A 23,511-nucleotide genomic window follows, 5' to 3' on the forward strand; every position below is an offset into this window, starting at 1 on the left:
CGTCTCTTCATGTGGGGACGCATCCGCTCCCCATGACAGATGGATGACATGAGACACGACAGCACCTCGAACGACGAAGCGATCGCGGACGCCGATCTCGTTCTGCGGACCCGCTCGGGCGACGCCGCAGCCTTCGGCGAACTCTGGAGACGGCACTACCCCTCGGGCATGTCGGTCGCACGTTCCATCACCTCGTCGATCGACCCGGACGACCTCGTCCAGGAGTCGTACACGCGCATCTATCAGGCGATCATCAAGGGCGGCGGACCCAACGGCTCCTTCCGCGCCTATCTCTTCACCAGCATCCGCAACACCGCCGCGGCCTGGGGACGCTCCCGCCGCGAATCCGCGATCGACGAGCTCGACACCGTCGCCGACCCCGACAGCACCGAGCAGGCCGCGAACGAGGCCCTGGACCGCAGCCTCACGGCGCAGGCGTTCCGCAGCCTCCCCTCCCGCTGGCAGGAGGTGCTCTGGTACACCGAGATCGAGCAGATGAAGCCCGCCGAGACCGGCGCCCTCCTCGGCATGAAGGCAGGCGCCGTCTCGCAGCTCGCCTTCCGCGCTCGCGAGGGTCTGCGAGAGGCCTGGATCCAGGCCCACCTCCGCAGCGCCGAACCCGGTTCGGACTGCCAGTGGACCATCGAGCACCTCGGCGCGTACTCGCGAGGCAACCTCAGCACGCGCGACCACAAGCGTCTCGAGACGCACATCGAGGACTGCGCCCGCTGTATGATCGTCGCCGCCGAGGCGAAGGACGTGTCGAAGCGCCTCGCCCTCGTGCTGCTGCCCCTCGTGCTCGGCGTCGGCGGATCCGCCGGCTACCTCGCCACGCTGCAGGGCGGCGGAGCGCCCATCGTCGCCCTCGCCGCCATGCCGTCGAGCGTCACACAGGGTGCCGTCCTGGCCGGTAGCGCGTCCGCCGCCGGCGGTGCGGGCGGCACGGGTGGTGCGGGTGGCGCCGGTGGCGGTGCAGGTGGTGCCGGTGGCGGTGCAGGAGCGACCGGCGGCGTGTTCAGCGGCGTCGGGGCGCTCGTCGGCGTCGGCTCCGCTGCGATCGTGGTGGCAGGCGTGGTCGCAGCTGCGACCATCCTCCCCGGGCTCGCGGGAGCCAACCCCGCCGCATCCCTGCCGAGCGCCGGGGACAGCGACTCATCGATCAGCTCCGATGTGGGCCCCGACGCGTCGATGTCGGCCGACAAGCCCGTCACGACCGTGACCCCTGAGCCCGAGCCGACGCCGGTGACGCCCCCGGCTGAAACGCCCGTGGCGCCCGAGCCCGCCGAGAACGAGGCGCCCGCGATCACGGCCCCGGCCTACACTGCCCCCGTGACGCCTGCGCCTCCGGTCGAGCCGACAGATCCCACCGATCCGGGAACCGAACCGGGAACCGAACCCGGCCCCGGGACGGAGCCCGGTCTCCCGGCGGGGACGCCCTCGTTCTCGGCCGCCGAGGCCTGGCTCATCATCGGCGGCGACGACCTCATCACGACCGAGTACGTCGTCCCCGTCTCCGGCGTCGCGGACTCCACGGTCGCCGCACGCATCGCGGGACGCTCCGGCATCGCAGGCGGGACGGTGCTGTCGGCATCCGACGCCGATCCGAGCATCGGCTACGGCAACATCACCCTGCGACCGACGCTGCAGCAGCTGTGCCAGAACGCCGCGGTGGAGTTCTTCTACGTCTCGGGCGACCAGGTGGGAGCGTCGACCACGACGACACTGCAGGATCTCTCCGTCCTCGACCCCGGCCCGCTGTGCCTGTTGACGCCGGGCGGCGCTCCCGCCCAGGAGACTCCCGCCCAGGAGACTCCCGCCCAGGAGGCTCCCGCCGATGTCGTCGCGACGGCGCCGGTCGCACCGTCGACCGCGGAGCCCGCACCGGCACCCGAGTCCGCGCCGGCACCCGAGCCCGCACCGGCACCCGAGCCCGCACCGGCACCCGAGCCCGCACCGGCACCGGATCCCGCGGCAGCGCCGGCGGCCGCGGCCGTCGTCGCGACGACCGAGACCCTGGACGCCGCCACCACGGCACCGCGCTGAGAGCCGTCCCGCCGCGAATAGACTGGATCCCATGCCCGAGGATCCCTCCCCCGTACCCGGCGTGCAGCGCCCGACCATCACGGCTCTCGACATCGTCCGCTCCATCGTGCTGGTGATCGCCGTCGGCACCCTCGCCCTCTGGGGTTTCGCGACCTGGCCGCTGCCCTGGAACATCGTGCTCGGCATCGGCGCGCCCGTGATCGTGATCCTCCTCTGGGCGCTGTTCCTCTCCCCTCGGCCCGTGCTCCGCCTGCATCCGTTCCTGCGCGCCGCGGTCGAGCTCCTCATCTACGTGGGCGTGACGATCGCCTGGTGGCTCATGGATCAGCCGATCATCGGCGTGGCCTTCGCGATCGTGGCGGTCGGCGCCGGCGTGGTGAGCGGTCGGCGGCGCATCGCATGACCGCGCTCGACCTGCTGACCTCGGCCCTCGGCGTGCTCGTGGACACCGACCCCGATTCTCTCGAGAGCGCGCGCGCCGATCAGTCCGGCCACGCGGCGCCCGGCAGGCCTCTCGCCGTCGTGCACGCCGAGACCGTGGAGCACGTCCAGACGGTCATGCGCATCGCGACCGAGATCCGCACACCCGTCGTGGTCCGCGGCGCCGGGACGGGTCTCGCCGGGGCGGCGAACGGCGGCGAGGGCGAGATCGTGCTGTCCACGCGTCGCATGACCGCGATCCGCGAGGTGCGCGCCGACGATCTCCTCGCTGTGGTCGAACCCGGCATCTTGAACGCCGACCTCAACGACGCTCTGGCCGAGCACGGCCTGTGGTGGGCTCCGGATCCCGCGAGCCGCGCCATCTCCACGGTGGGCGGCAACATCGCGACCGGGGCCGGCGGCCTGCTCTGCGCGAAGTACGGCGTAGTGCGCGACGCCGTGCTCGGGGTCGACCTCGTGCTCGCCGACGGCCGGCTCCTGCACCTCGGCCACCGCAGCGTCAAGGGCGTGACCGGGCTCGACCTCACCTCGCTCGTGATCGGCTCGGAGGGCACTCTCGGCGTCGTCGTCGGCGCCACGCTCAAGCTTCGCCGCCTGGTGGAGGGCACGACCTGCACGATCACTGCGACCTTCCCGGACGTGCGCTCCGCCGCCGCGGCCTCCGCTGCGGTGACGGCCTCCGGCACCCAGCCCGCGATCATGGAGCTCATGGACGCCGCGAGCCTCGCGGCCGTCGCGACCATGCTCAAGCTCCCTGCTCCCGCCGCGGGAAGCGCGCAGCTGACGATCCAGACCGACGGACCCGCCGCGGTGGCCGAGGCGGCGGTGATCGCCGAGATCCTCACGGCGCACGGCGGCGCCACCCTCGTCTCCTCCGATCGCGAGGAGGGCGAGCGGCTGCTGGCCGTCCGCCGCGCGATGCACCCCGCCATGGCCGCCCTCGGCACCACTCTGATCGAGGACGTCTCGGTGCCGCGCAGCGCGATGCCCGCGATGTTCGACGAGATCGCGCGCATCGAGAAGGCCTTCGACATGACCATCCCGACCGTCGCGCATGCGGGCGACGGCAACCTGCATCCGAACTTCATCTTCGAGGGTGCCGAGCCGCCCGCTCACGTCTGGGCGGCCGCGGACGAGCTCTTCCGGGCGGCTATCGCCCTGGGCGGCACGCTGACCGGCGAGCACGGGATCGGCACGCTCAAGAGCCGCTGGCTGGCGGACGAGCTGGGCGACGACCAGTGGGAGCTGCAGCGCCAGATCACCCGCGTGTTCGATCCCCTCGGGATCCTCAACCCCGGAAAGGTGTTCGCCGCGGATGCCTGACATCCACGTCAGCGCGGCGATCATCGTCGACGCCGACGGACGCGTGCTCGTCGTGCGCAAGCAGGGCACGACGAGGTTCATGCAGCCGGGCGGCAAGCCGGAGGCCGGGGAGACGCCGGCGCAGACCCTCATCCGCGAACTGCACGAGGAGCTCGGGCTGGTGCTCGTCGAGAGCGATCTGCGGTCGCTGGGGCGGTTCGTGTCGGATGCGGCGAACGAACCGGGTCACCGGGTCGTCGCCGACGCGTTCTCGGTGTCGATCGCGCACGCCGACGTCGCGGTGCAGGCAGAGCTCGCGGAGCTCCGCTGGATCACGCGAGCGGATGCCGAGACGCTGCCGCTCGCACCGCTCAGCGTCGAGCATCTGCTCCCGCTGGCCTGGGCACGCGAGAGCTGAGCGCAGCTCGACGGAACCCGGACGGATCGGGTCAGATGCCCTGCCAGGACGGCTTGTTGGCGAACGTGTAGCGGTAGTAGTCGGCGAGCTTCAGGCGCGACGCCGCCGCCTCGTCCACCACGATCGTGGCGTGCGGGTGCAGCTGGACGGCGGAGCCCGGCAGGATCGCCGACAGCGGACCCTCGACGGCGTCGGCGACGGCCTGCGCCTTGCCCTCGCCGAACGCGAGGAGCACGAGGTGGCGCGCACGCAGGATCGTGCCGAGGCCCTGCGTGATGCAGTGACGCGGCACCTCGTCGATCGAGTCGAAGAAGCGGGCGTTGTCCTCGCGCGTCTGCTCCGTGAGGGTCTTGACTCGCGTGCGCGACGCGAACGAGGACCCGGGCTCGTTGAAGCCGATGTGCCCGTCGGTGCCGATGCCGAGGATCTGCAGATCGACGCCACCCGCGGCGTCGATCGCCTTCTCGTAGTCGTCTCCCGCGTGCTGGATCGTGGCCTCGGCGCCGTTCGGCACATGGATGCGGCGCGGATCGAGTCCGAGCGGCTCGACGACCTCGCGCGTGATGACCGAACGGTAGCTCTCGGGGTGTGCGGGGTCGAGGCCCACGTACTCGTCGAGAGCGAAGCCGCGCACCTGCGAGACGTCACGGCCCGCGAGCTGCGTCCGCAGAGCCTGGTACACCGGCAGCGGCGTCGATCCCGTGGCGAGTCCGAGCACCGCATCGGGACGCCCGTCGATCAGTTCGACGATCTCGGCGGCGACCAGTGAGCCCGCCGCGGCGGCGTTCTCGACGATGACGACTTCAGCCATGAGTGACGATCTCCTTGGTGGGGGTGGCGGCGCCGACCAGTGCGGCGCCGAAGGCGGCGGCGGGCGAGCCGGTCGGAAGCAGCTCGATCCTATCGTCGAGGTGCAGCGACCTCATGAAGGCCGAGGCCTCGGCACCCGCGTGCAGGGTCGCGCGGACACCGTCCTCGAGACGCGCGCCGAGCGCGGTGAGGCCTCCGCCGATGATGACGCGTTCGACGTCGGCCGAGAGCACGAGGGCGCGCACCGCCGCGGCCGCTCCGTGGAAGAGGTCGGCGCGCAGCGCGAGCGCGCGCTCGTCACCGGCATCCGCGGCGTCGAGGATGTCGCGCACGGGCAGGGAACCCGGGCGGTCCCATGCGCGGGCGAGGGCTCCCCCGCCGCAGAAGGTCTCGATGCAGCCGCGCTGCCCGCAGCCGCAGAGGCGTCCGGCCGGGTCGACCGAGAGATGCCCGACCTCGCCGGCCGTGCCGCGGGAGCCGCGCCAGATCTCGCCGTCGACGACGATCCCGGCCGCGACGCCGGTGCCGAGATTCAGGTAGGCCATCGATCCCTCGACGCCGCGCAGCGCCGCTGCGCCCAGAGCAGCTGCCTTGACGTCGTTCTCGACGCGCACCGCAACGCCCAGTCGGGCGCCGACACGATCGGACAGGTCGAGCGATTCGACGCCGAGGTTCACGGCGTGCAGAACGCGTCCGGTAGCCGCGTCGACGAGACCGGGGATACCGATGCCGACCGAGTCGATCGCGAAGAGGTCGGCACCGGCCTCCGCCGCGAGGGCGGTCACGGCGTCGACGACGCTCTCGACCACGGCATCCTCTCCCCAGCCGGTGGGCCGGCGAAGGCGTGCGAGGATGTCGCCGGTCCCGCTCACCGCGACGGCGTCGATCTTCGTCCCGCCGACGTCCAGGCCCACTCGAATCCGCCGACCCGCCGGGTCGGCCACGATGGCGCGCGTCATCGGGTGGAGCTCCTGTCTGCGGCGCCTTCGGCTGCGCGTCTCACGAGACGCCCAGCTGGCTGGAGAGCACCATCACGGCAGCGCCGCGCAGCACGATGTCGTCCTGCAGCGTGCGGCGGATCACGACGTCTTCGAACACGCCCTCGAGCGTGCGGGCGTGCAGCGTCTCGACCGCGGCGTCGACGAGGGTGCCGTCGAGCAGGTCGCCCGGACCTGACAGAACGACCTCCGAGAGGTCGAGCGCCGCGACGATCGGGGCGATCGCGATGGCCATGCGGGTGCCGGCGTCGCGCAGGATGTCGTCTCGCGACGAGGGCGCTGCCTCGATCGCCGGCCGCAAGCGCGACTCGTTCAGCCACGCTTCGAGGCAGCCGTCCTTGCCGCACGCGCACCGCGGGCCGCCGTCGGTGCCGACCACGACGTGACCGATCTCTCCGGCGGCGAACCGGCTGCCGAGCAGGGGCTGGCTTCCCGTGATCAGTCCGGCGCCGACGCCTCGACCGATCTTGATGAGCATGAAGTCCGCCTTGGCCTCGCCGAACGTGTACTCGGCCAGCACGGCCGCGTTCGCGTCGTTCCGCACGAGCACGGGGAGGTCCAGGTCGACGCCGAGCTTGGCCTCGAGCGGCAGATTCGACCAGCCGAGGTTGGGCGAGCTGAGCACGACTCCGTCGGGCCGGACCACGCCGGGCGTGCCGATGCCCACACCGAGCACGGGCTGCGTCGCCGCGTCCGACAGAGCGCGGGCGAGAGCGAGGAGCGCCGCGTAGGCTGCGTCTCCGTCGGCTCCTTCGGGACGCTCGACCTCGCGTCGTTCGATCACGTCGCCGTCGAGGCTCAACAGGGCTCCGACGAACGCCTGCGGGCCCGAGAGGTCGATGCCGACGATCTGGTGGCCCAGGCGGTCGATGTCGATGAGGATCGGCGGCTTGCCCGGTCCGACGGTCTCCCGGACGCCCATCTCGACGACGATGCCGTCGGCGATGAACTCCGCGACGAGGTCGGAGATCGTGACGCGGGTCAGCCCGGTCTCGCGGGAGAGGTCGGCGCGACTCATCGCCCCCGAGTGGTACAGGGTCTGCAGGACGAGGGCGCGGTTGTGCCCCCGCGCGTGCTCGGGGAGCACCTTGGTGCGGGAGCGGAGGTGCCGCGCCGGCCCGAAGGCGTGCGCGCTCGCGCCGACGTGCTCCGACGTCATCGACGGACGCGTTTCATCCGATACGGACATGTTTGTTAGTAGACCTTACGAACAAAAATTGTGCAACCCCTGCCCCGCCGGTCGCCGGGAGGGTTATCGAAACGTTACAGTACGATTTCGACGATCAGTCGAGCCTCTCCGCCCTCTCCACCAGACGGGCCACGAGTCCCTCGACGATCTGCTCCCGGGCCTCCCGCGTGAGTGGCTTCCCCGGCACTCCGGGACGCCGTTGAGCCGGCGTCGGACCGTCGAGAGGACGATACCGCACACCGCCGCCGGCGAGGCGACGGAGATGCGTCGGCAGCCGGCGTCCGAAGTCCTCGAACGGACGAGGCTCGCCTCCCTCCCACAGCCGCTCCGCCACCGCAGCCAGACGCGGGAACATCGCGAAATCCACCCTGTCGCGGGTCGGCAGATGCTCGGTCCACACGTTCGCCTGGCCCCCGCGGGCTCCGTCCTCGACGCGCAGGGTGTACACGTGCTCGATCGGCAGCGGCGGGCCCACCCGGATCGGCTCCTCGGCCGACTCCGACTGCGGGTAGTCGAGGTACACCTCGAGGTCGGGACACGCGATCACCGGGATGCCGCGCCGCAGCGCCTCCCGCATCGCCACCGGACCGCGCCAGGCGAGGATCTCCACCCCGTCGGGGACGTCCCCCTCGAGGACCTCGTCCCAGGCGAGCGCCGTGCGGCCGCGCGATCGGACGTGCTCCACGAAGTGCGCCGTGAACCACGGCTGCACGTCATGCGGCGACGCGAGGCCGAGTTCGCGCATCCGCTCCCCCGCCGCCTCGCTCTGCGCCCACTCCCTGACCGGCACCTCGTCGCCGCCGATCCCGATCCACGGCGAGTCGAACACGTCGCACAGCGCGTCGATCGCCGCACGGCCGAACGCCAGCGACGCCTCGGTCGGCGCGAGCGTGCGCGGGTTGACGCCGAACCTCTCCCACGGAGCGGTCACGGGGTCGCCGACGTCGACGTTGCCGAGCTCGGGGTACGCCGCGAGGCCCGCCTGGATGTGACCGGGCAGCTCGACCTCGGGCACGACCGTGACGAAGCGCTCCGCGGCGTACGCGACGAGGTCGCGCAGCTCGGTCTGCGTGTAGTGCCCCTCGTGGACCCCGGGCTCGACCGTCGCGAGCGGGCCGTGACCGCGCTGCGTCGACTCCCGCCGTGCACCGACCTCGACGAGTCGCGGGTAGCGGGGCACCTCGAAGCGCCAGCCCTGGTCGTCGGTGAGGTGCAGGTGCAGGACGTTCAGGTGGTGGTCCGCGAGCAGGTCGACCAGCCGCCGCAGATCCTCCACGGGACGGAAATGGCGCGCGACATCGAGCATGGTGCCGCGCCAGCCGTAGGCGGGCGCGCCGGTCCAGATCCCGGCGGGGATGCGGGAGCGCTGCGCCCCCGGCTCCCGCAGCTGTCGCAGGACGGTCACGCCGCGGAAGACCCCGGCCGGCGAGGCTCCGTCGACCGCGATGCCCTCGGACGTCACGACGATGCGGAACGCCTCCGCCGCGATCCGATCCTCGGCGAAGTCCGCGTCGGCGAGGGACGCGTCGACGCGGAGCGTGATCGCGGGGCCGGCGGTCTCCGCCTGCGGTGCGCCGAGCCGACGCGCGCTCGCGACGAGCGCGTCGGGGGCGTCGACGGGCGTGGTCGCGGTCCAGAGGAACGGCTCCGCGGCGGGGTCGATCTCGGACTGCGCGAGCGGAACCGTCGCACGGTGGGCGGCCGGATTCATGCGCAGCGCTCGACCGGGAGTCTCCCCCGTGGCCTCGCCGGCCACGACCACCGGCGTGCCTCCGACCAGCACCTCGACGATCCCCACCGGCGCCTCATGCGGTTCCTCGAACGTCGCACCGGCGGCGACGGTCTCCGGATCGAAGAGCACCAGATCGGCGGTCGCGCCCTCGCGGATCACACCGCGCGGCGCGTCTCCGCGATCGAATCCGAGCCTCGCGGCGGGCGTCCCCGACAGATGCCGCACGGCCTCTTCGAGGGTCAGCACGCCGAGCTCGCGCACATAATGTCCGAGATAGCGAGGGAACGTCCCGCGACCGCGCGGGTGCGGGCGGGCCCCGATGAGGATGCCGTCGCTTCCCCCGCTGTGGCTCGGGTGACGCATGATCTCCCGCACGTTGCCCTCGTCGCCGATGTGCATCAGGATGCCGGTCGCCCCGGCATCCTGCAGGATCGTGTCAAGGACGACGTCGACCGCGCGCTGCCCGGAGGCCTCGGCGATCTCGGCGACCGTCCGCCCCACGAGGTCGCCGAGTGCCGGATCTCCGGTTCCCGCGATCTGGATGGCCGACCAGTCGGCGCGCTCGCCGTGGAAGCCGTCGCACCCGATCTCCTCGAGTTCGACCCGCACGGCCTCGCGCCCGTCACCGTCCAGCGCCGCTATCGTGCCGAGCAGGTCGCCGGTCTCGGCGAGACGACTCGGCAGCAGGGCGGCGAGGGTCGTGGCGCCCGGCAGGTACGGGTAGGTGTCGAGCGTCACCTCGACGCCATCGGCGAGCGCCTCGTCGACGAGCGCGAGGAGCTCCGCCGCGCGTCCACGGTTGGGAGCGAAGTTCATGGTCGCGTGCGTGAGGTGGATCGGGCATCCGGTGCGACGGCCGATGTCGAGCGCCTCGCGATAGGCCTCGAGCGCTGCGCCGCCGTAGCTCCGCGTGTGCGGCGACCAGTAGCCGCCCCGCTCCGCCACGACACGGCACAGCGCCTCGAGCTCCGCGGTGTCGGCGTACATGCCCGGCGTGTACGTGAGGCCGCTCGACATGCCGAAGGCCCCCTCGTCGAGGGCTTCGCCGAGCAGAGCGCACATCGCGTCGATCTCCTCGGCCGTCGCGCGGCGGTTCTCGTGACCGACGGCGATCATGCGGAGGTTGCCCTGCGGCACCAGGACGGCGGTGTTCGCGACGGCGGACTCGTCGAATGCGCACAGGAGGTCGTCCATGCTCCGCCACGGGACAGATGCAGCAGGTCCGTTCCATCCCGCGATCTGGGCCGGGATCACGGCCGCGGCGCGGTCGTCGAGCGGGGCGTAGCCGAGCCCGTCCTGACCCACGACCTCGGTCGTGACACCCTGGCGGATCTTGGCCGTGTGCGCGGCGCCGTCGAGCACCGCGAGTTCGCTGTGCGCGTGCATGTCGATGAAGCCGGGAGCGAGGACCAGGCCGTTCGCGTCGACCTCGACCGCGGTCTCGGGGAGCTCGGGCGCGGTCTCACCGGGGCGGACGACGGCGACCACTCGCGCACCCTCGAGGAACACGTCGGCGGTGAAGCGTGCGCCACCCGTGCCGTCGACGACCGTGGCGTCACGGTAGACCCGCACGGGCTTCTCTGTGCTCAGAAGCACGTCGCCACCGCCCCGATCACGCGCGGGTCGGCGGCATCCGGGTCATCGATGATCGCCACCACGCGCCACTTGTCGAACGCGGTGCAGGGGTGGGAGAGCCCGAGCCGCACGACGTCTCCCGGCGCGACGGAGGCCGCGGGATCGAGGCGGAGGAACGCGTGCTGGTCGTTGAGGGCGGTGATCGTCCCGGCCACCGACTGCGGCGTCGGGAGGTCGATGTCGAACGGCACATCGCGACGGCCGGCGTCGAGCAGCGCCAGGCCGGGCTCCGGCTGCGACACCACGCGGCTCCAGGCGTGCATCGCCGAGCGCAACGGCTCCGTTCCGGTCAGAGGACCGAAGGGCGACATGCGGGTGTAGAAGCCGTCGTCGTGGATCTGGAACGCACCGGAGCGGAGAACGACGTCCGCGTCTCCGCCGTGCGGTGCGAGAACGGCGGCGGCGCGGTCGGGGAACGAGCTGCCGCCCGCGCTCAGCACGGGCCGGAGTCCCTCGGGGTAGGCGAGACGCGCGTGCAGCGCGACGAGCGTCTCGAGGTAGGCGTCGACGGCCGCGACCGAGGCATCGCTGCGGTCCGGGCCGAACGGCCCCTCGTAGCCGGCCACACCGGCGAGACGCAGACCCGGCGCTGCCGTGATCGCCGCGGCGATCCGCTCCCCCTCCTCGATCGTGCGCGCTCCCGTGCGTCCACCTGTGCCGCCGAGCTCGACCAGCACGTCGAGCGGCCGTGGTGCCTCAGCGAGCCCTGCGGCGAGGATCTCGACGGTGGCCACCGAGTCCGCCCAGCAGAGGATGCGCAGCCCGTCGTCGGCGGCGAGCAGGTCGCCGAGGTGCGAGGCCGCCGCTCGATCGGTCACCGCGTTCGCGATCAGCACGGTCGGGACGCCGGCGTGCACAGCGACCTCCGCCTGCCACGGCGTCGCGACCGAGATGCCCCAGGCGCCCGCGTCGAGGAGGCGCTGCCACAGGGCGGGCGCCATGGTCGTCTTGCCGTGCGGAGCGAGCAGCACGCCCTGATCCCGGGCCCAGCCGAACACGGTCGCCTCGTTGTGGGCGAGCGCTGCCTCGTGCACGGTCAGCACCGGGGTGACGAGTTCCGAGAGACGCAGCCCTGCGCCGCCGACCTCCGAGAGCGCGAGTCCCGCCGCGTGCGCCGGGAACCCCTTCGTCCACGAGCCGAGTGCGGGATCCGGAATTTGTAGAGGCATCTAACAAGGCTACTAGGCTGGATGCATGACTTCGAAGACCCGCATCTCCACCGACGCCGCCCCCGCTCCCGCCCACACCTTCTCGCAGGGTGTGCGCAAGGGTCCGTTCGTGCAGGTCTCGGGTCAGGGCCCGGTCGACCCGGCGACGAACGAGTACCTGTTCTCCGGCGACGTCGCGGCGCAGACCACGCGCACGCTCGAGAACGTCAAGGCGATCGTCGAGGCCTCCGGCGCGACCTTCGACGACGTCGTGATGCTGCGCGTCTACCTCACCAAGCGCGAGGACTTCCCGATCATGAACGACGCCTACGGCGCCTTCGTGACCGCGCACACGACGAGCGGCGTCCTCCCCTCCCGCACCACCGTTTTCACCGGGCTGCCGCGCGAGGAGATGCTCGTCGAGATCGACGGCATCGCCATCGTCGACTGAGCGACGGCCCGACACGGCCACTATCGGCTCTTCCTGACCGTTGCCTCCCCGTTACCTGCCATCACGTACCATGGGATGTGATAAGGCCACGTGAGAACCGGGGGGTGAAGTTCGTGACCGATCTGATCTCAGCGCAGGATGCGAAGACCGAGAAGCTGACCGAGGCGGACACCGCCCTCGACGGCCAGGACTCCGGCGGCGACCAGCCGCTCGCCTGGGCCCCCATCGAGCCCGCACCCAAGAAGAAGCGCCTCGCGCTCTGGATCGGGCTCGGCGCAGGTGCCGTCGCGATCGGCGCCGGCGCCGCATCCATGATCCTGATCGCCCCCGGCACCACGGTGGCGGGCATCCCGGTCGGGTGGCTCACTCCCGGAGCCGCTGCCGACGCGATCAGCGCGCACGTGGCCGAGACCGAGGTCGTGCTGACCGGGGTCGGCGACGACATCGTCCTCACCGGCTCCGAGCTCGGCGCGTCGGTCGACGCCACGGCACTCGCGGACCAAGCGTTCGCCACGCACCCGATGTGGAACCTCGGTTCGTGGATGGGCGAGCCCGTCGCCGGTGACATCACCTTCGACACCGCCACCGCTGACTCCGCGCTCCGCGACGCCGTGCCGACCAGCTTCGACGACCCGGTGGATGCCGGCGTCGTCTTCGACGCAGCGACCGGCACGTTCGTCATCACGCCGTCCGTGACGGGAACGGGCGTCGACCTCGACGCCCTCTCCACGGCCTTCACCGAGACCATCGCCGACGGCGGCAAGCGCCTCGAGTTCCCGGGCGGTCCGGCCGAGGCCACTGCGGCTGTGAGCGACGACGACGCCACGGCCTTCGCCACCGAGCTCAACACGATGATGGGCACCATCGGTTTCTACATCGGCGAGGAGCGCACCGTCCCCGTCGACGCCGCGACAGCATCCACATGGTTCACCGTGGTCGACGACGACGGCACGCTCCGCATCGAGGCCGACCAGACCGCTGTCCAGGCGACCATCGACGCCCTCCCTGCCGCCGTGAACATCGCGCCAGTGAACGCGACCACGATCGTCGACTCCGCGGGGAAGGTCCTGCGCACCGAGACGGCCGGGATCAACGGGCGCACGATCGGCGACACCTCGAACCTCGCCTCCGACGTGGTCGAGAAGCTCGAGGCGGGCGAGGCCGTGTTCCCGATCAGCGTGACGGAGACGCCGTTCCAGTCCGTCAACGTGCTCCGCACGATCGATGTGAACCTCAGTTCGCAAACCGCGACCCTGCTCGAGAACGGCGCTGTCGTGCGCTCCTGGAAGATCTCCTCCGGCAAGGCCGCGACGCCCACCGACACCGGCAACTTCAAGGTCTACGCGCACGTGCGGATGCAGACCATGAAGAGTCGCGAGCCCGACGGGTCGATCACCGAGACGCCGAACGTCCCCTGGGTGACGTACTTCAACGGCGACGAGGCCTTCCACGGCACGTACTGGCACAGCAACTTCGGCAACCGGATGAGCCACGGCTGCGTCAACATGCCCATCGACGTCGCGAAGTTCGTGTACGAGTGGGCGCCCGTGGGCCTCGAGGTCTCGGTGCACAACTGAGTCGATCTCCGCGTCGCCCTCGGGCACCGCGAAAATGACGAAGGGCCGGATGCGTTCGCATCCGGCCCTTCGTGCATCCCCCGTGCCTCAGCTCAGGGCGTCGACGATCCCGTTCAGCGTCGCGGAAGGGCGCATGACCGCGGCGACCAGCGCGTCGTCCGGACGGTAGTAGCCGCCTATCTCGACCGAGGCGCCCTGCACCGCGTTCAGCTCGGAGACGATCTTCTCCTCGTTCTCGGCGAGAGTCGCCGCGACGGGCGCGAAAGCGGCCGCGAGCTCGGCATCCTTCGTCTGCTTCGCGAGCTCCTGCGCCCAGTACAAGCCTAGGTAGAAGTGACTGCCGCGGTTGTCGATGGTTCCCAGCGCGCGTCCGGGTGAGCGGTCCTCCTCGAGGAAGGTGCCCGTGGCGGCGTCCAGCGTCTCGGCGAGCACGCGCGCCTTCTCGTTGCCCGTCCGGTCGGCGAAGTGCTCGAGCGAGGCGGCCAGCGCGAAGAACTCGCCCAGCGAGTCCCAGCGCAGGTAGTTCTGCTCGACCAGCTGCTGGACGTGCTTCGGAGCGGAGCCTCCGGCACCTGTCTCGAACAGGCCACCGCCGGCGAGGAGCGGCACGATCGACAGCATCTTGGCGCTCGTGCCGACCTCGAGGATCGGGAACAGGTCGGTGAGGTAGTCGCGCAGCACGTTGCCCGTGACCGAGATGGTGTCGAGGCCGTGACGCATCCGCGCGAGCGTGTAGCGCGTGGCTTCCTCGGGCGCGAGGATCGTGATCGTCAGACCCGTCGTGTCGAGCGTCGCGAGACCCTGATGCACCTTGGCGATGATCTGCGCGTCGTGCGAGCGGTTGGCGTCGAGCCAGAACACGGCGGGCACACCGGTCGCGCGGGCGCGCGTGACCGCGAGCTTGACCCAGTCCATCACCGGGATGTGCTTGGTCTGCGTCGCACGCCAGATGTCGCCGGCGCCGACCTGGTGCTCGATGAGCACCGTGCCCTCGCTGTCGAGGACCTGCACAGTGCCGGCCGCCGCGATCTCGAAGGTCTTGTCGTGGCTGCCGTACTCTTCGGCGGCCTGCGCCATGAGACCCACGTTGGGGACCGTGCCGATCGTCGCGGGGTCCAGTGGTCCGTTCGCGATGACGTCGTCGATCACGGCCTGGTAGACGCTCGCGTACGAGGAGTCCGGGATCACGGCGAGCGTGTCGGCCTCGCCCCCGTCCTTGCCCCAGAGCTTGCCGCCGTTGCGGACGAGCGCCGGCATCGAGGCGTCCACGATCACGTCGCTCGGGACGTGCAGGTTGGTGATGCCCTTGTCGGAGTTCACGTACGAGAGGCGCGGCCCCTCGGCGATGGCCTTGGCGAACGCGGCTGCGATCTCGTCGCCGCCCGCGATGCCCTCCAGCCCCGCGAGGATCGATCCGAGACCGTCGTTCGCGTTGAGCCCGGCCGCGGCGAGCTGGTCGCCGTACTGGGCGAACACGTCGCGGAAGAACGCCTTCACGACGTGTCCGAAGATGATCGGGTCGCTGACCTTCATCATCGTCGCCTTGAGGTGCACGGAGTACAGCACGTCGTCGGCCTTGGCGGTCGCGAGCGTCTCGGCGAGGAACGCATCGAGGTGCGCGGCCGACAGGAAGGTCGCGTCGATGATCTCGCGCGGCAGGACCTTGAGGCCCTCCTTCAGGACGGTGACGGTGCCGTCGGCCGCCGTGTGGCGGAAGCTCAGGACGTCGTCGTGGGCGGCGACCCAGGAGCGCTCGTTGTGCTTGAAGTCGTCGTGACCGAGAGTCGCGACGCGCGTCTTCGATCCCTCGGCGAAGGGCTTGTTGCGGTGCGGGTGCTTCTTGGCGTAGTTCTTCACCGCGAGAGGGGCGCGGCGGTCGCTGTTGCCCTCGCGCAGCACGGGGTTCACAGCCGAGCCCTTGATGCGGTCGTAGCGCGCGCGGACGTCCTTCTCCTCGAGCGACGAGGGCTCGTCCGGGAAGTCCGGGATGTCGTAGCCCTGCGCCTGCAGCTCGGCGATCGCGCCCTTGAGCTGCGGGATGGATGCCGAGATGTTCGGCAGCTTGATGATGTTGGCCTCGGGCAGCGTGGCGAGTCCGCCGAGCTCGGCGAGCGCGTCGCCCACCTGCTGCTCCGGGGCGAGCTTCTGCGGGAACGCCGCGAGGATGCGTCCGGCGAGCGAGATGTCACGGGTCTCGACCTCGATACCCGCCTGACCGGTGAAGGCCTGGATGATCGGGAGGAAGGAAGCCGTGGCGAGAGCCGGAGCCTCGTCGGTGTAGGTGTAGATGATGGCGTCGTCGGTCACCGGGAGGTTCTCCGTTCACGAGGGCAGAATTGTCTCGATACCAAGATACCTGAGGGTCTCGTCGGCCTGAGAAATCGTCCTGATCCTGGGTGCGGAGCGCCCCGAGGGGTTAGCCTGTGATCATGTCCGAACTGCGCATGGTCGAACTCTCCGCTGCGACGATCGTCGCCGTGAACAACCTGTCGCTCAAGCCCGGGCAGGAGCAGTTCCTCGCTCCGGTGTCCTACGGCATCGCCGCGACCGTGATCAACCCCCAGACCTCGTGGCAGCGCGTCGTGCTCGACGGCGATCAGGTCGTCGGCTTCGTGAGCGCCAACTTCGACTCCGAGGCACCCGAGGAGCACTTCCGCTCGGTGCTGTGGCGTGTCAACGTCGATGCCGAGGGTCAAGGCAAGGGCGTCGGCCGCTTCGCGGTCGAGAGCCTTCTCGAGGAGGCCCGCGCCCGCGGCGTCGACCACGTCAACGTCATCTACGAGGCGGGTGAGGACGGCCCCGAGGCCTTCTTCCTCCGCGTCGGCTTCACGCCGGTCGGCGAGACCGAGTACTCCGAGGTCATCGCCGAGATCCGCGTCACGTCCTAGGGCCGGCGGCGGGGCCTCGAATCCCCTCCCCCATCGAGGTCTCGTCGCCCTTTCCGTGACGACTGCGGGAGCGCTCCCAGGCGGGTGGGTCACGAATTTGTTGCGAGTCACCACAAAAGTCTTGCGCCCGGGGCCCGAACCTGCCTATCATCGCTTTCGAGGCGCTGGCGAAGCGCTTCGACGATTTCCCCGAACGAGTGACGACGGAGTCCCGATGACGACGATCCATGAGGTGGCCAGCGCCGCCGGCGTGTCGATCAGCACGGTCTCCTACGCGCTGAGCGGCAAGCGCCCGGTGTCCGAGAAGACCCGACTGCGCATCGAGGACGCCGCACGGACACTCGGCTACGAGCCCGACGCCGGAGCACGGATGCTGGCGGGACGACGCACGCACATCTTCGCGCTCACCGAGCCGCTGCGCGCCGACACCCACGCCCCCACCCACATGGCCTTCGTGCTCGCGACGGCCGTCGCCGCCCGGCGCCGCGGCTACGACATCCTGCTCCTCACCGACGAGCAGACCTCGGACGGCATGAACCGCGTCGCCGCCAGCAGGCTCGCCGACGCGATCCTCGTGCTCGACGTGGCTCCCGACGACGAGCGCGCCGACATCGCCCGCTCCGTGGGCACGCCCACGGTGTTCATCGGCATCCCGAACGACCCCGAGGGCCTCACCTGCGTGGACCTCGACTTCGAGGCCGCCGGCGGACTCGCCGTGGACCGGATCGCGGATGCCGGGCACACGTCTCTCACACTCCTCGGCCAGACCGAGGTCTCGTACGCCAAGTCGAACTTCCCGCGGCGACTGCTGCAGGGTGTCGCTGAGAGGAGCGAGCTCCGCGGCCTGACGCTCACGACCGTCACCACCGGTGCCACCACGACCGACGTCGGCGCTGTACGTGCGGCGGTCGAGGCAGCGCTCGACCGAGGGGACCGCGCATTCATCGTGCACGCGGTGGGCGATGTGCATGAGGCCCTGCTCGAGACACTCGACACCCGAGGGCTGCGCATCGGCGTCGACGTCTCGGTCGTCTCCGCCGCGGCCTCGTTCGACACGACGACGCCGCCCTCGCCGATCGACACGATCCCGCTCGTGCCGCAGCGATCGTGCGAACTGGCGGTCGACCTCGCGGTCGCGCAGCTCGAGTCACCTCGGCCCGCTCCCCGTATCCATCTGATTCCCCCGGAGTACCGCGTCGCCGGCTCCCTCGTCCGCGCTCGGGAATGACCGGGCGACGACCGCGCTCTCTCGTCGCCTTTGTCGAAACGCTTCGACGAAGGTGTCGATGACCACAACTGAACACGACCCAGAGAAGTGTCCCGGCCCGAGGGCCACCGAGAAAGGAGTGCCGACGATGGCACGCAACATCCGCAGGACGAAGACGTTGGCCGCACTGGCCACGCTGACGGCGGCAGGCATCGCCCTCAGCGGCTGCACCGCCGGCTCCGGAGACGAGGGCGGCGACGGCCAGACGCTGAAGCTCTGGCACTACGAGGGCGCCGACAGCGCGATGGGCAAGGCGTGGGCCGAGGCCATCGAGATCTTCGAGGAGGAGACGGGTGCGACCGTCGAGTTCGAGGAGAAGTCGTTCGAGCAGATCCAGAAGACCGCGAGCCAGGTGCTCGACACGGACGCCGCTCCCGACCTCATGGAGTTCAACAAGGGCAACGCGACCGCCGGCTTCCTCGCCTCGACCGGGCTGATCGCCGACATCTCCGACGCGGTCGACGAGTACGGGTGGGACGAGAAGCTCGCACCCTCGCTGCAGACCACCGCCAAGTACTCCGAAGACGGTGTGATGGGCGGGGACACGTGGTTCGGCATCCCGAACTACGGCGAGTTCGTCGGCGTGTACTACAACCAGGATGCGTTCACCGCGGCCGGCCTCGAGATCCCGACCACCTACGAGGAGTTCGTCGACGTGCTCGACGCGTTCGTGGCGCAGGGCGTCACGCCGCTCGCCGAGGCCGGCGCCGAGTACCCGCTGGGCCAGCTCTGGTACCAGCTCGCGCTGCTGGAGGGCGACCGCAGCTTCGTCGACGCCTACCAGCTGTACGACGGCGAGGTCGACTGGCAGGGACCGGAGATCAGCTCCGCGACCGAGACGCTCAAGGAGTACGTCGACAAGGGCTACATCGCCTCCGACGTCTCCTCCGTCAAGGCCGAGGACGCGGGAGTCTCGTTCATCAACGGCACCTCGCCGATCTTCGTCTCGGGCTCGTGGTGGTTCGGCCGCTTCGTCGCCGAGGCGACCGGCTTCGACTGGACCATGAACGCCTTCCCGGGAGCCGACCTGTCGCTCGGCTCCTCCGGCAACCTGTGGGTCGTGCCCGAGAACGCCGCGAACAAGGAGCTCGCCTACCAGTTCATCGACATCACGATGCGCCCCGAGATCCAGGCGATCATCGGCAACAACGGCGGACTGCCCGTGGCCGCCGACACCGCCGACATCACGGACGAGAAGAGCGCCGCGCTCATCGAGACGTTCAACGGCGTGCTCGACGCCGACGGACTCTCGTTCTACCCGGACTGGCCCGCTCCCGGCTTCTACGACGTGATCGTGCAGGAGCTGCAGGGTCTGATCACCGGCGCCCAGGATGCGAAGACCACCGACGAGAACCTCGGCGAGCAGTACGACGAGGGCACGGCGGAATTCCGTTGATCCACCCGCGGGGGCGGCGTCCACGTCGCCCCCGCATCCCCCTGGAGAAGAACATGTCACTCGCCACGCGTGAAACCCGCACGAGATCGGGCCGCACCACGCTCCCGCCGGAAGAGCCGTCGATCCCGCAGCGACGCGGAGGCACCGGCGCCTACTGGATGTACCTCCTGCCCGGCTTCGCGCTTCTGCTCGTCGTCGTCATCGTCCCGCTGATCTGGAACGTGTATCTGACCTTCACGAAGTGGAAGGGCGTGCGCGCCCCGGAGTTCATCGGTCTCGAGAACTGGCAGAAGATCCTCACCGACAGCGACTTCTGGACCTCGTTCACGAACTCGGTGTGGATGATCATCGCCATGGTGGTCGTCCCGACGATCGTCGGCCTCATCGTCGCCGCCCTGCTGTTCGACGTGGTCGGACGCAAGTTCGGCGGCAAGGTCGGCAGCTTCCTGCGGGCCACCTACTACCTGCCGCAGATCCTCCCGATCGCGGTCGCCGGCATCGTGATCGGATGGATCGTGCGCCCCGGCGGCGACGGCGCGCTCAACCAGATCCTCGGCGCCTTCGGCATCCCGGCCTACGACTGGCTCGGGCAGATGCCCTCCGCGCTGATCGTCCTCATGGTCGTGATGGTCTGGGTGCAGCTCGGCTATCCCGTCGTGGTCTTCATGGCCGCCCTCCAGCGCGTGGACCCGGAGCTCTACGAAGCCGCGGAACTCGACGGCGCCAACTGGTTCCAGCGGTTCTCCGCCATCACGATGAGTATCATCCGTCCCGAGATCTTCGTCGTCACGCTCACCTGCACGATCGCCGCCCTCAAGGTCTTCGGGCCGGTGTACATCATCACGCGCGGCGGGCCGGCAGGCTCCACGCTCGTCCCCGCGTACTACGCGTACCAGGAGTTCTTCACGAAGCGCAACGTCGGGTACGGCGCCACGATCGCCACAGTCCTCACGATCGTCGTGGTCATCGTGTCGATCATCTTCATCCGGGTCCAGAACTCGCTCGAGCGCAAGGAAAGGGCGGGTCTGTGATGCACGCCACCACTGCCATCGTCACCGGCAAGCCCGCGAAGACCCGCACCCGCGGCGGCATGACCAAGAAGCGTCCCGTCGATTGGCTCCTGCTCGCGCTCGTCGTGATCGGCGCGATCCTCGTGATCGCCCCGTTCTACCTCGTGCTGGTGAACTCGTTCAAGTCTCCCGTCGACTACGCGACCTCCGGGCCCCTCGCCTTTCCCGAGACCCTCGACTTCGGCGGGATCGTCAAATTCTGGGAGCGCGTGAATTTCCCCGAGAAGGTCTGGAACTCGATCTTCATCTCGGGCGTCGTCGCCGTGCTCGCGGTCGTGATCTCGATGCTCAACGCCTTCGCGATCGGCATCGGCCGCGTGCGGGGCCGCTCGTGGATCGTGCTGCTCTTCCTGCTCGCGAACCTCCTGCCCCAGGAGGCCCTGCTCTACCCGCTGTACTACATGTTCAAATCGGTCGGTCTGTACGACAACGTGTGGTCGGTCATCATCGTGTTCACGGTGATCCAGGCGGCATTCGGCACCTACCTGCTGTCGTCGGTGTACGGCACCTTCCCCAAGGAGGTGCTCGAGGCCGCCTCGCTCGACGGCGCGAGCCGCTGGCAGATCCTGTGGCGCGTGGTCTTCCCGATCAGCCGTCCGACGCTGTCGGTGCTGCTCATCTTCTTCTTCATCTGGACGTGGAACGAGTTCCTCATCCCGCTCACGTTCCTCGCCTCCAACGCCAACCAGACGGTCCCCGTCGCGATCAGCGTGTTGCAGGGCGACCGTCTGATGGACGTCACCACCACGAGCGCGTCCGCGCTGCTGGGCATCATCCCCACGCTCATCTTCTTCCTCATCTTCCAGCGCACGCTGACACGCGGCATCACGGCAGGAGCAGTCAAGTAATGAAGTTCACCGATGGGTTCTGGCAGCTGCGTCCGGGCGTCACGGCGCTGTACGCGCAGGAGGCCTACGACATCGCCGAGACCTCCACCGCCGACGGACCGGGCATCGTCGTGACCGCGCCGACCATGGTCATCTCCAAGCGCGGGGACACCCTCAACCGCCCGGTGCTGACCACGACGCTCTCGTCCCCCGCCGAGGGCGTGATCCGGGTGCGCGTCGCGCATCATGAGGGCGCGCGATGGCACGGCGGGTTCGCTCTCCCCGGCGCGGGATCGGGTTCGGCTCGGGTCGCTCTGACGGAGGCGGGAGGATCGCTGGATGCCGGGGGCCTGACCGCTCGCATCGCGCCCGGGAGCCCCTGGGACCTCTCGTTCGAGGTCGACGGACGTCGCGTGACCGGCAGCGGCCACAAGGCGCAGGGCTACGTGCGGCTTGCTCCCGACGCGCAGGTCGACGCGGGCATCGTCGACAACGCGCGGCAGGGCGGCTCCTCCGCGCACGCGACGACGTTCGTGCACGAGCAGCTCGACCTCGGTGTGGGCGAACTCGTCTACGGCCTCGGCGAGCGCTTCGGTCCCCTGGTCAAGAACGGGCAGTCCGTCGACATCTGGAACGCGGACGGCGGCACCTCGAGCGAGCAGGCGTACAAGAGCATCCCCTTCCACCTCTCGAACCGCGGCTACGGCGTGCTCGTGAACGACCCGGGCCACGTCTCCTACGAGATCGGCTCGGAGGCCGTCGAGCGCGTGCAGTTCTCCGTGACGGGCGAGGCGCTCGAGTACTTCGTGATCGCGGGCCCCACGCCCAAGGAGGTGCTGTCGCGCTACACGGCGCTGACCGGGCGTCCGCCGGTCGTTCCCGCGTGGTCGTACGGCCTGTGGCTGTCGACGAGCTTCACGACCGATTACGACGAGCAGACCGTGAACTCCTTCATCGACGAGATGGCGGCGAGGGAGCTGCCGGTGTCGGTGTTCCACTTCGACTGCTTCTGGATGCGCGAGTTCAACTGGTGCGACTTCGAGTGGGATCCGCGCACCTTCCCCGACCCCGAGGGGATGCTGTCGCGCCTGCACGACAAGGATCTGCGCGTCTGCGTGTGGATCAATCCGTACATCGGTCAGCGCTCCCCGCTGTTCCGCGAGGCCGCGGACCAGGGCTTCCTGGTGCGTCGGCCCGACGGCTCCGTGTGGCAGTGGGACCTGTGGCAGGCCGGCATGGGCCTGGTCGACTTCACGAACCCTGACGCGACCGCCTGGTACCAGGCGCACCTGCGTCGGCTCGTCGCGCAGGGCGTCGACTGCTTCAAGACCGACTTCGGCGAACGCATCCCCACCGAGGTGGTGTGGGCCGACGGCTCCGACCCCGCGCGGATGCACAACCTGTACACCGACCTCTACAACCGTGCCGTGCACGACGTGCTGACAGAGGCGCGGGGCGCCGGCGACGCCGTGCTGTTCGCGCGGTCGGCCACGGCCGGCGGGCAGAGCATGCCGGTGCACTGGGGCGGCGACTCGACCTCGACCTACGCGTCGATGGCCGAGACCCTGCGCGGGGGCCTCTCGCTCGCGCTCAGCGGCTTCGCGTTCTGGAGCCACGACATCGGCGGCTTCGAGGGCACCCCCGACGCCGGAGTGTTCAAACGATGGACGGCGTTCGGCCTGCTGGGCTCGCACTCGCGCTTCCACGGATCGAGCTCGTACCGCGTGCCATGGGCGTTCGACGAGCAGGCCGTCGACGTCACCCGCCGTTTCACGCACCTCAAGATGCAGCTCATGCCGTATCTGTACCAGCAGGGGCTAGACGCGGCCCGCACCGGCATCCCGCTCATGCGGCCGATGGCGCTGGAGTTCCCCGACGATCCCGCGACGGGCTACCTCGACCGGCAGTACATGCTCGGCGGCGACCTGCTCGTCGCGCCGGTATTCACGGCCGACGGGTCCGTCGAGTTCTACCTGCCCGCCGGGGAGTGGACGTCGCTGCTCACGGGCGAGACCGTCACCGGCGGCGGATGGCGCCGTGAGACGCACGGCTTCGACTCGCTGCCGCTGTACGTGCGCCCCGGCGGGGTGCTCCCGTGGGGCGCGCGCACCGACCGACCGGACTACGACTACCACGAGGGGCTCCGCATCCGCGTGTTCCCCGGTGGCACGGGCGCCGCGTCCGTGACCGTCACGACCCCCGACGGCGCGGCCCGTACCTACGACGTCGACCTCTCCGTGGTGACGGCCTGAACGCGGGGGCGCCGGGGCGTGGGCCGGTGCTGGTGGGCCGGGACTGATCGGGCGGGACTGGTCGGGC

The 23,511-nt window shown here is 70.2% G+C and carries 18 protein-coding genes; 12 read left to right on the plus strand and 6 right to left on the minus strand.

Features of this window, described 5'->3' with window-relative positions; translation table 11 throughout:
• Window positions 1-48 precede the first annotated feature (48 nt).
• Genes MRBLMX7_RS04975 through MRBLMX7_RS04990 form a run of 4 tightly spaced genes read left to right on the plus strand, consistent with a single transcriptional unit; the run spans window position 49 to window position 4,204 of the window.
• Window positions 49-2,043: a sigma-70 family RNA polymerase sigma factor gene (locus MRBLMX7_RS04975; RefSeq protein WP_363366464.1), complete on the plus strand. Its 1,995-nt coding sequence runs from the start codon at window positions 49-51 to the stop codon at window positions 2,041-2,043.
• A gap of 31 nt (window positions 2,044-2,074) precedes the next feature.
• The gene (locus tag MRBLMX7_RS04980; RefSeq protein WP_363366465.1) at window positions 2,075-2,446 is read left to right on the plus strand and encodes a YrdB family protein; all 372 of its coding nucleotides are present in this window, start codon (window positions 2,075-2,077) and stop codon (window positions 2,444-2,446) included.
• A complete protein-coding gene (locus MRBLMX7_RS04985) occupies window positions 2,443-3,807 on the plus strand; it encodes an FAD-binding oxidoreductase (protein ID WP_363366466.1) in 1,365 nt (454 codons plus the stop codon). Before MRBLMX7_RS04980 ends, MRBLMX7_RS04985 begins: the two co-directional genes overlap by 4 nt.
• A complete protein-coding gene (locus tag MRBLMX7_RS04990) occupies window positions 3,800-4,204 on the plus strand; it encodes an NUDIX hydrolase (protein WP_363366467.1) in 405 nt (134 codons plus the stop codon). The genes MRBLMX7_RS04985 and MRBLMX7_RS04990 overlap by 8 nt, the downstream gene beginning before the upstream one ends.
• A gap of 31 nt (window positions 4,205-4,235) precedes the next feature.
• Here MRBLMX7_RS04990 and nagB read toward each other — a convergent pair whose 3' ends face one another.
• From nagB to MRBLMX7_RS05015, 5 genes are all read right to left on the minus strand, one after another.
• Window positions 4,236-5,015: a glucosamine-6-phosphate deaminase gene (gene nagB / locus MRBLMX7_RS04995; RefSeq protein ID WP_363366468.1), complete on the minus strand. Its 780-nt coding sequence runs from the start codon at window positions 5,013-5,015 to the stop codon at window positions 4,236-4,238.
• On the minus strand, window positions 5,008-5,973 hold the full coding sequence (locus MRBLMX7_RS05000) for an ROK family protein (protein WP_363366469.1): 966 nt from the start codon (window positions 5,971-5,973) through the stop codon (window positions 5,008-5,010). The genes nagB and MRBLMX7_RS05000 overlap by 8 nt, the downstream gene beginning before the upstream one ends.
• 40 nt (window positions 5,974-6,013) lie before the next feature.
• Window positions 6,014-7,201: an ROK family transcriptional regulator gene (locus MRBLMX7_RS05005; protein WP_363366470.1), complete on the minus strand. Its 1,188-nt coding sequence runs from the start codon at window positions 7,199-7,201 to the stop codon at window positions 6,014-6,016.
• 94 nt (window positions 7,202-7,295) lie between these two features.
• Window positions 7,296-10,529: a family 20 glycosylhydrolase gene (locus MRBLMX7_RS05010; RefSeq protein WP_363366471.1), complete on the minus strand. Its 3,234-nt coding sequence runs from the start codon at window positions 10,527-10,529 to the stop codon at window positions 7,296-7,298.
• The gene (locus MRBLMX7_RS05015; protein ID WP_363366472.1) at window positions 10,520-11,737 is read right to left on the minus strand and encodes an alanine racemase; all 1,218 of its coding nucleotides are present in this window, start codon (window positions 11,735-11,737) and stop codon (window positions 10,520-10,522) included. Before MRBLMX7_RS05015 ends, MRBLMX7_RS05010 begins: the two co-directional genes overlap by 10 nt.
• A 25-nt stretch (window positions 11,738-11,762) precedes the next feature.
• On the opposite strand from MRBLMX7_RS05015, the gene MRBLMX7_RS05020 reads away from it, so the two are divergent.
• Both MRBLMX7_RS05020 and MRBLMX7_RS05025 read left to right on the plus strand, forming a co-directional pair.
• Window positions 11,763-12,167 (plus strand): RidA family protein, encoded by a 405-nt coding sequence (locus MRBLMX7_RS05020; RefSeq protein ID WP_363366473.1) that lies wholly within the window; start codon window positions 11,763-11,765, stop codon window positions 12,165-12,167.
• Window positions 12,168-12,271: 104 nt separating this feature from the next.
• Window positions 12,272-13,744 (plus strand): L,D-transpeptidase family protein, encoded by a 1,473-nt coding sequence (locus MRBLMX7_RS05025; RefSeq protein WP_363366474.1) that lies wholly within the window; start codon window positions 12,272-12,274, stop codon window positions 13,742-13,744.
• Window positions 13,745-13,831: 87 nt separating this feature from the next.
• On the opposite strand, the gene MRBLMX7_RS05030 is transcribed toward MRBLMX7_RS05025, so the two are convergent.
• A complete protein-coding gene (locus tag MRBLMX7_RS05030) occupies window positions 13,832-16,051 on the minus strand; it encodes an NADP-dependent isocitrate dehydrogenase (protein ID WP_363366475.1) in 2,220 nt (739 codons plus the stop codon).
• 122 nt (window positions 16,052-16,173) lie between these two features.
• Here MRBLMX7_RS05030 and MRBLMX7_RS05035 point away from each other — a divergent pair, with 122 nt between their 5' ends.
• From MRBLMX7_RS05035 to yicI, 6 genes are all read left to right on the plus strand, one after another.
• Window positions 16,174-16,632, plus strand: a complete 459-nt coding sequence (locus MRBLMX7_RS05035) for a GNAT family N-acetyltransferase (protein ID WP_050722065.1) — start codon at window positions 16,174-16,176, stop codon at window positions 16,630-16,632.
• Between the two features lie 214 nt (window positions 16,633-16,846).
• A complete protein-coding gene (locus MRBLMX7_RS05040; RefSeq protein ID WP_363366476.1) occupies window positions 16,847-17,860 on the plus strand; it encodes a LacI family DNA-binding transcriptional regulator in 1,014 nt (337 codons plus the stop codon).
• A gap of 127 nt (window positions 17,861-17,987) precedes the next feature.
• Complete coding sequence (locus MRBLMX7_RS05045; RefSeq protein WP_363366477.1) at window positions 17,988-19,295, plus strand: ABC transporter substrate-binding protein; 1,308 nt, start codon at window positions 17,988-17,990, stop codon at window positions 19,293-19,295.
• A 53-nt stretch (window positions 19,296-19,348) separates the two neighbouring features.
• Window positions 19,349-20,326, plus strand: coding sequence for a carbohydrate ABC transporter permease (locus MRBLMX7_RS05050; RefSeq protein WP_363366478.1), 978 nt, complete (start codon window positions 19,349-19,351; stop codon window positions 20,324-20,326).
• The gene (locus MRBLMX7_RS05055; RefSeq protein WP_082297475.1) at window positions 20,326-21,213 is read left to right on the plus strand and encodes a carbohydrate ABC transporter permease; all 888 of its coding nucleotides are present in this window, start codon (window positions 20,326-20,328) and stop codon (window positions 21,211-21,213) included. Before MRBLMX7_RS05050 ends, MRBLMX7_RS05055 begins: the two co-directional genes overlap by 1 nt.
• Window positions 21,213-23,444 (plus strand): alpha-xylosidase, encoded by a 2,232-nt coding sequence (yicI, locus tag MRBLMX7_RS05060; protein ID WP_363366479.1) that lies wholly within the window; start codon window positions 21,213-21,215, stop codon window positions 23,442-23,444. The genes MRBLMX7_RS05055 and yicI overlap by 1 nt, the downstream gene beginning before the upstream one ends.
• Window positions 23,445-23,511: the final 67 nt, after the last annotated feature.

Source organism: Microbacterium sp. LMX7-1.2, from assembly GCF_040675935.1.
GTDB lineage: Bacteria > Actinomycetota > Actinomycetes > Actinomycetales > Microbacteriaceae > Microbacterium.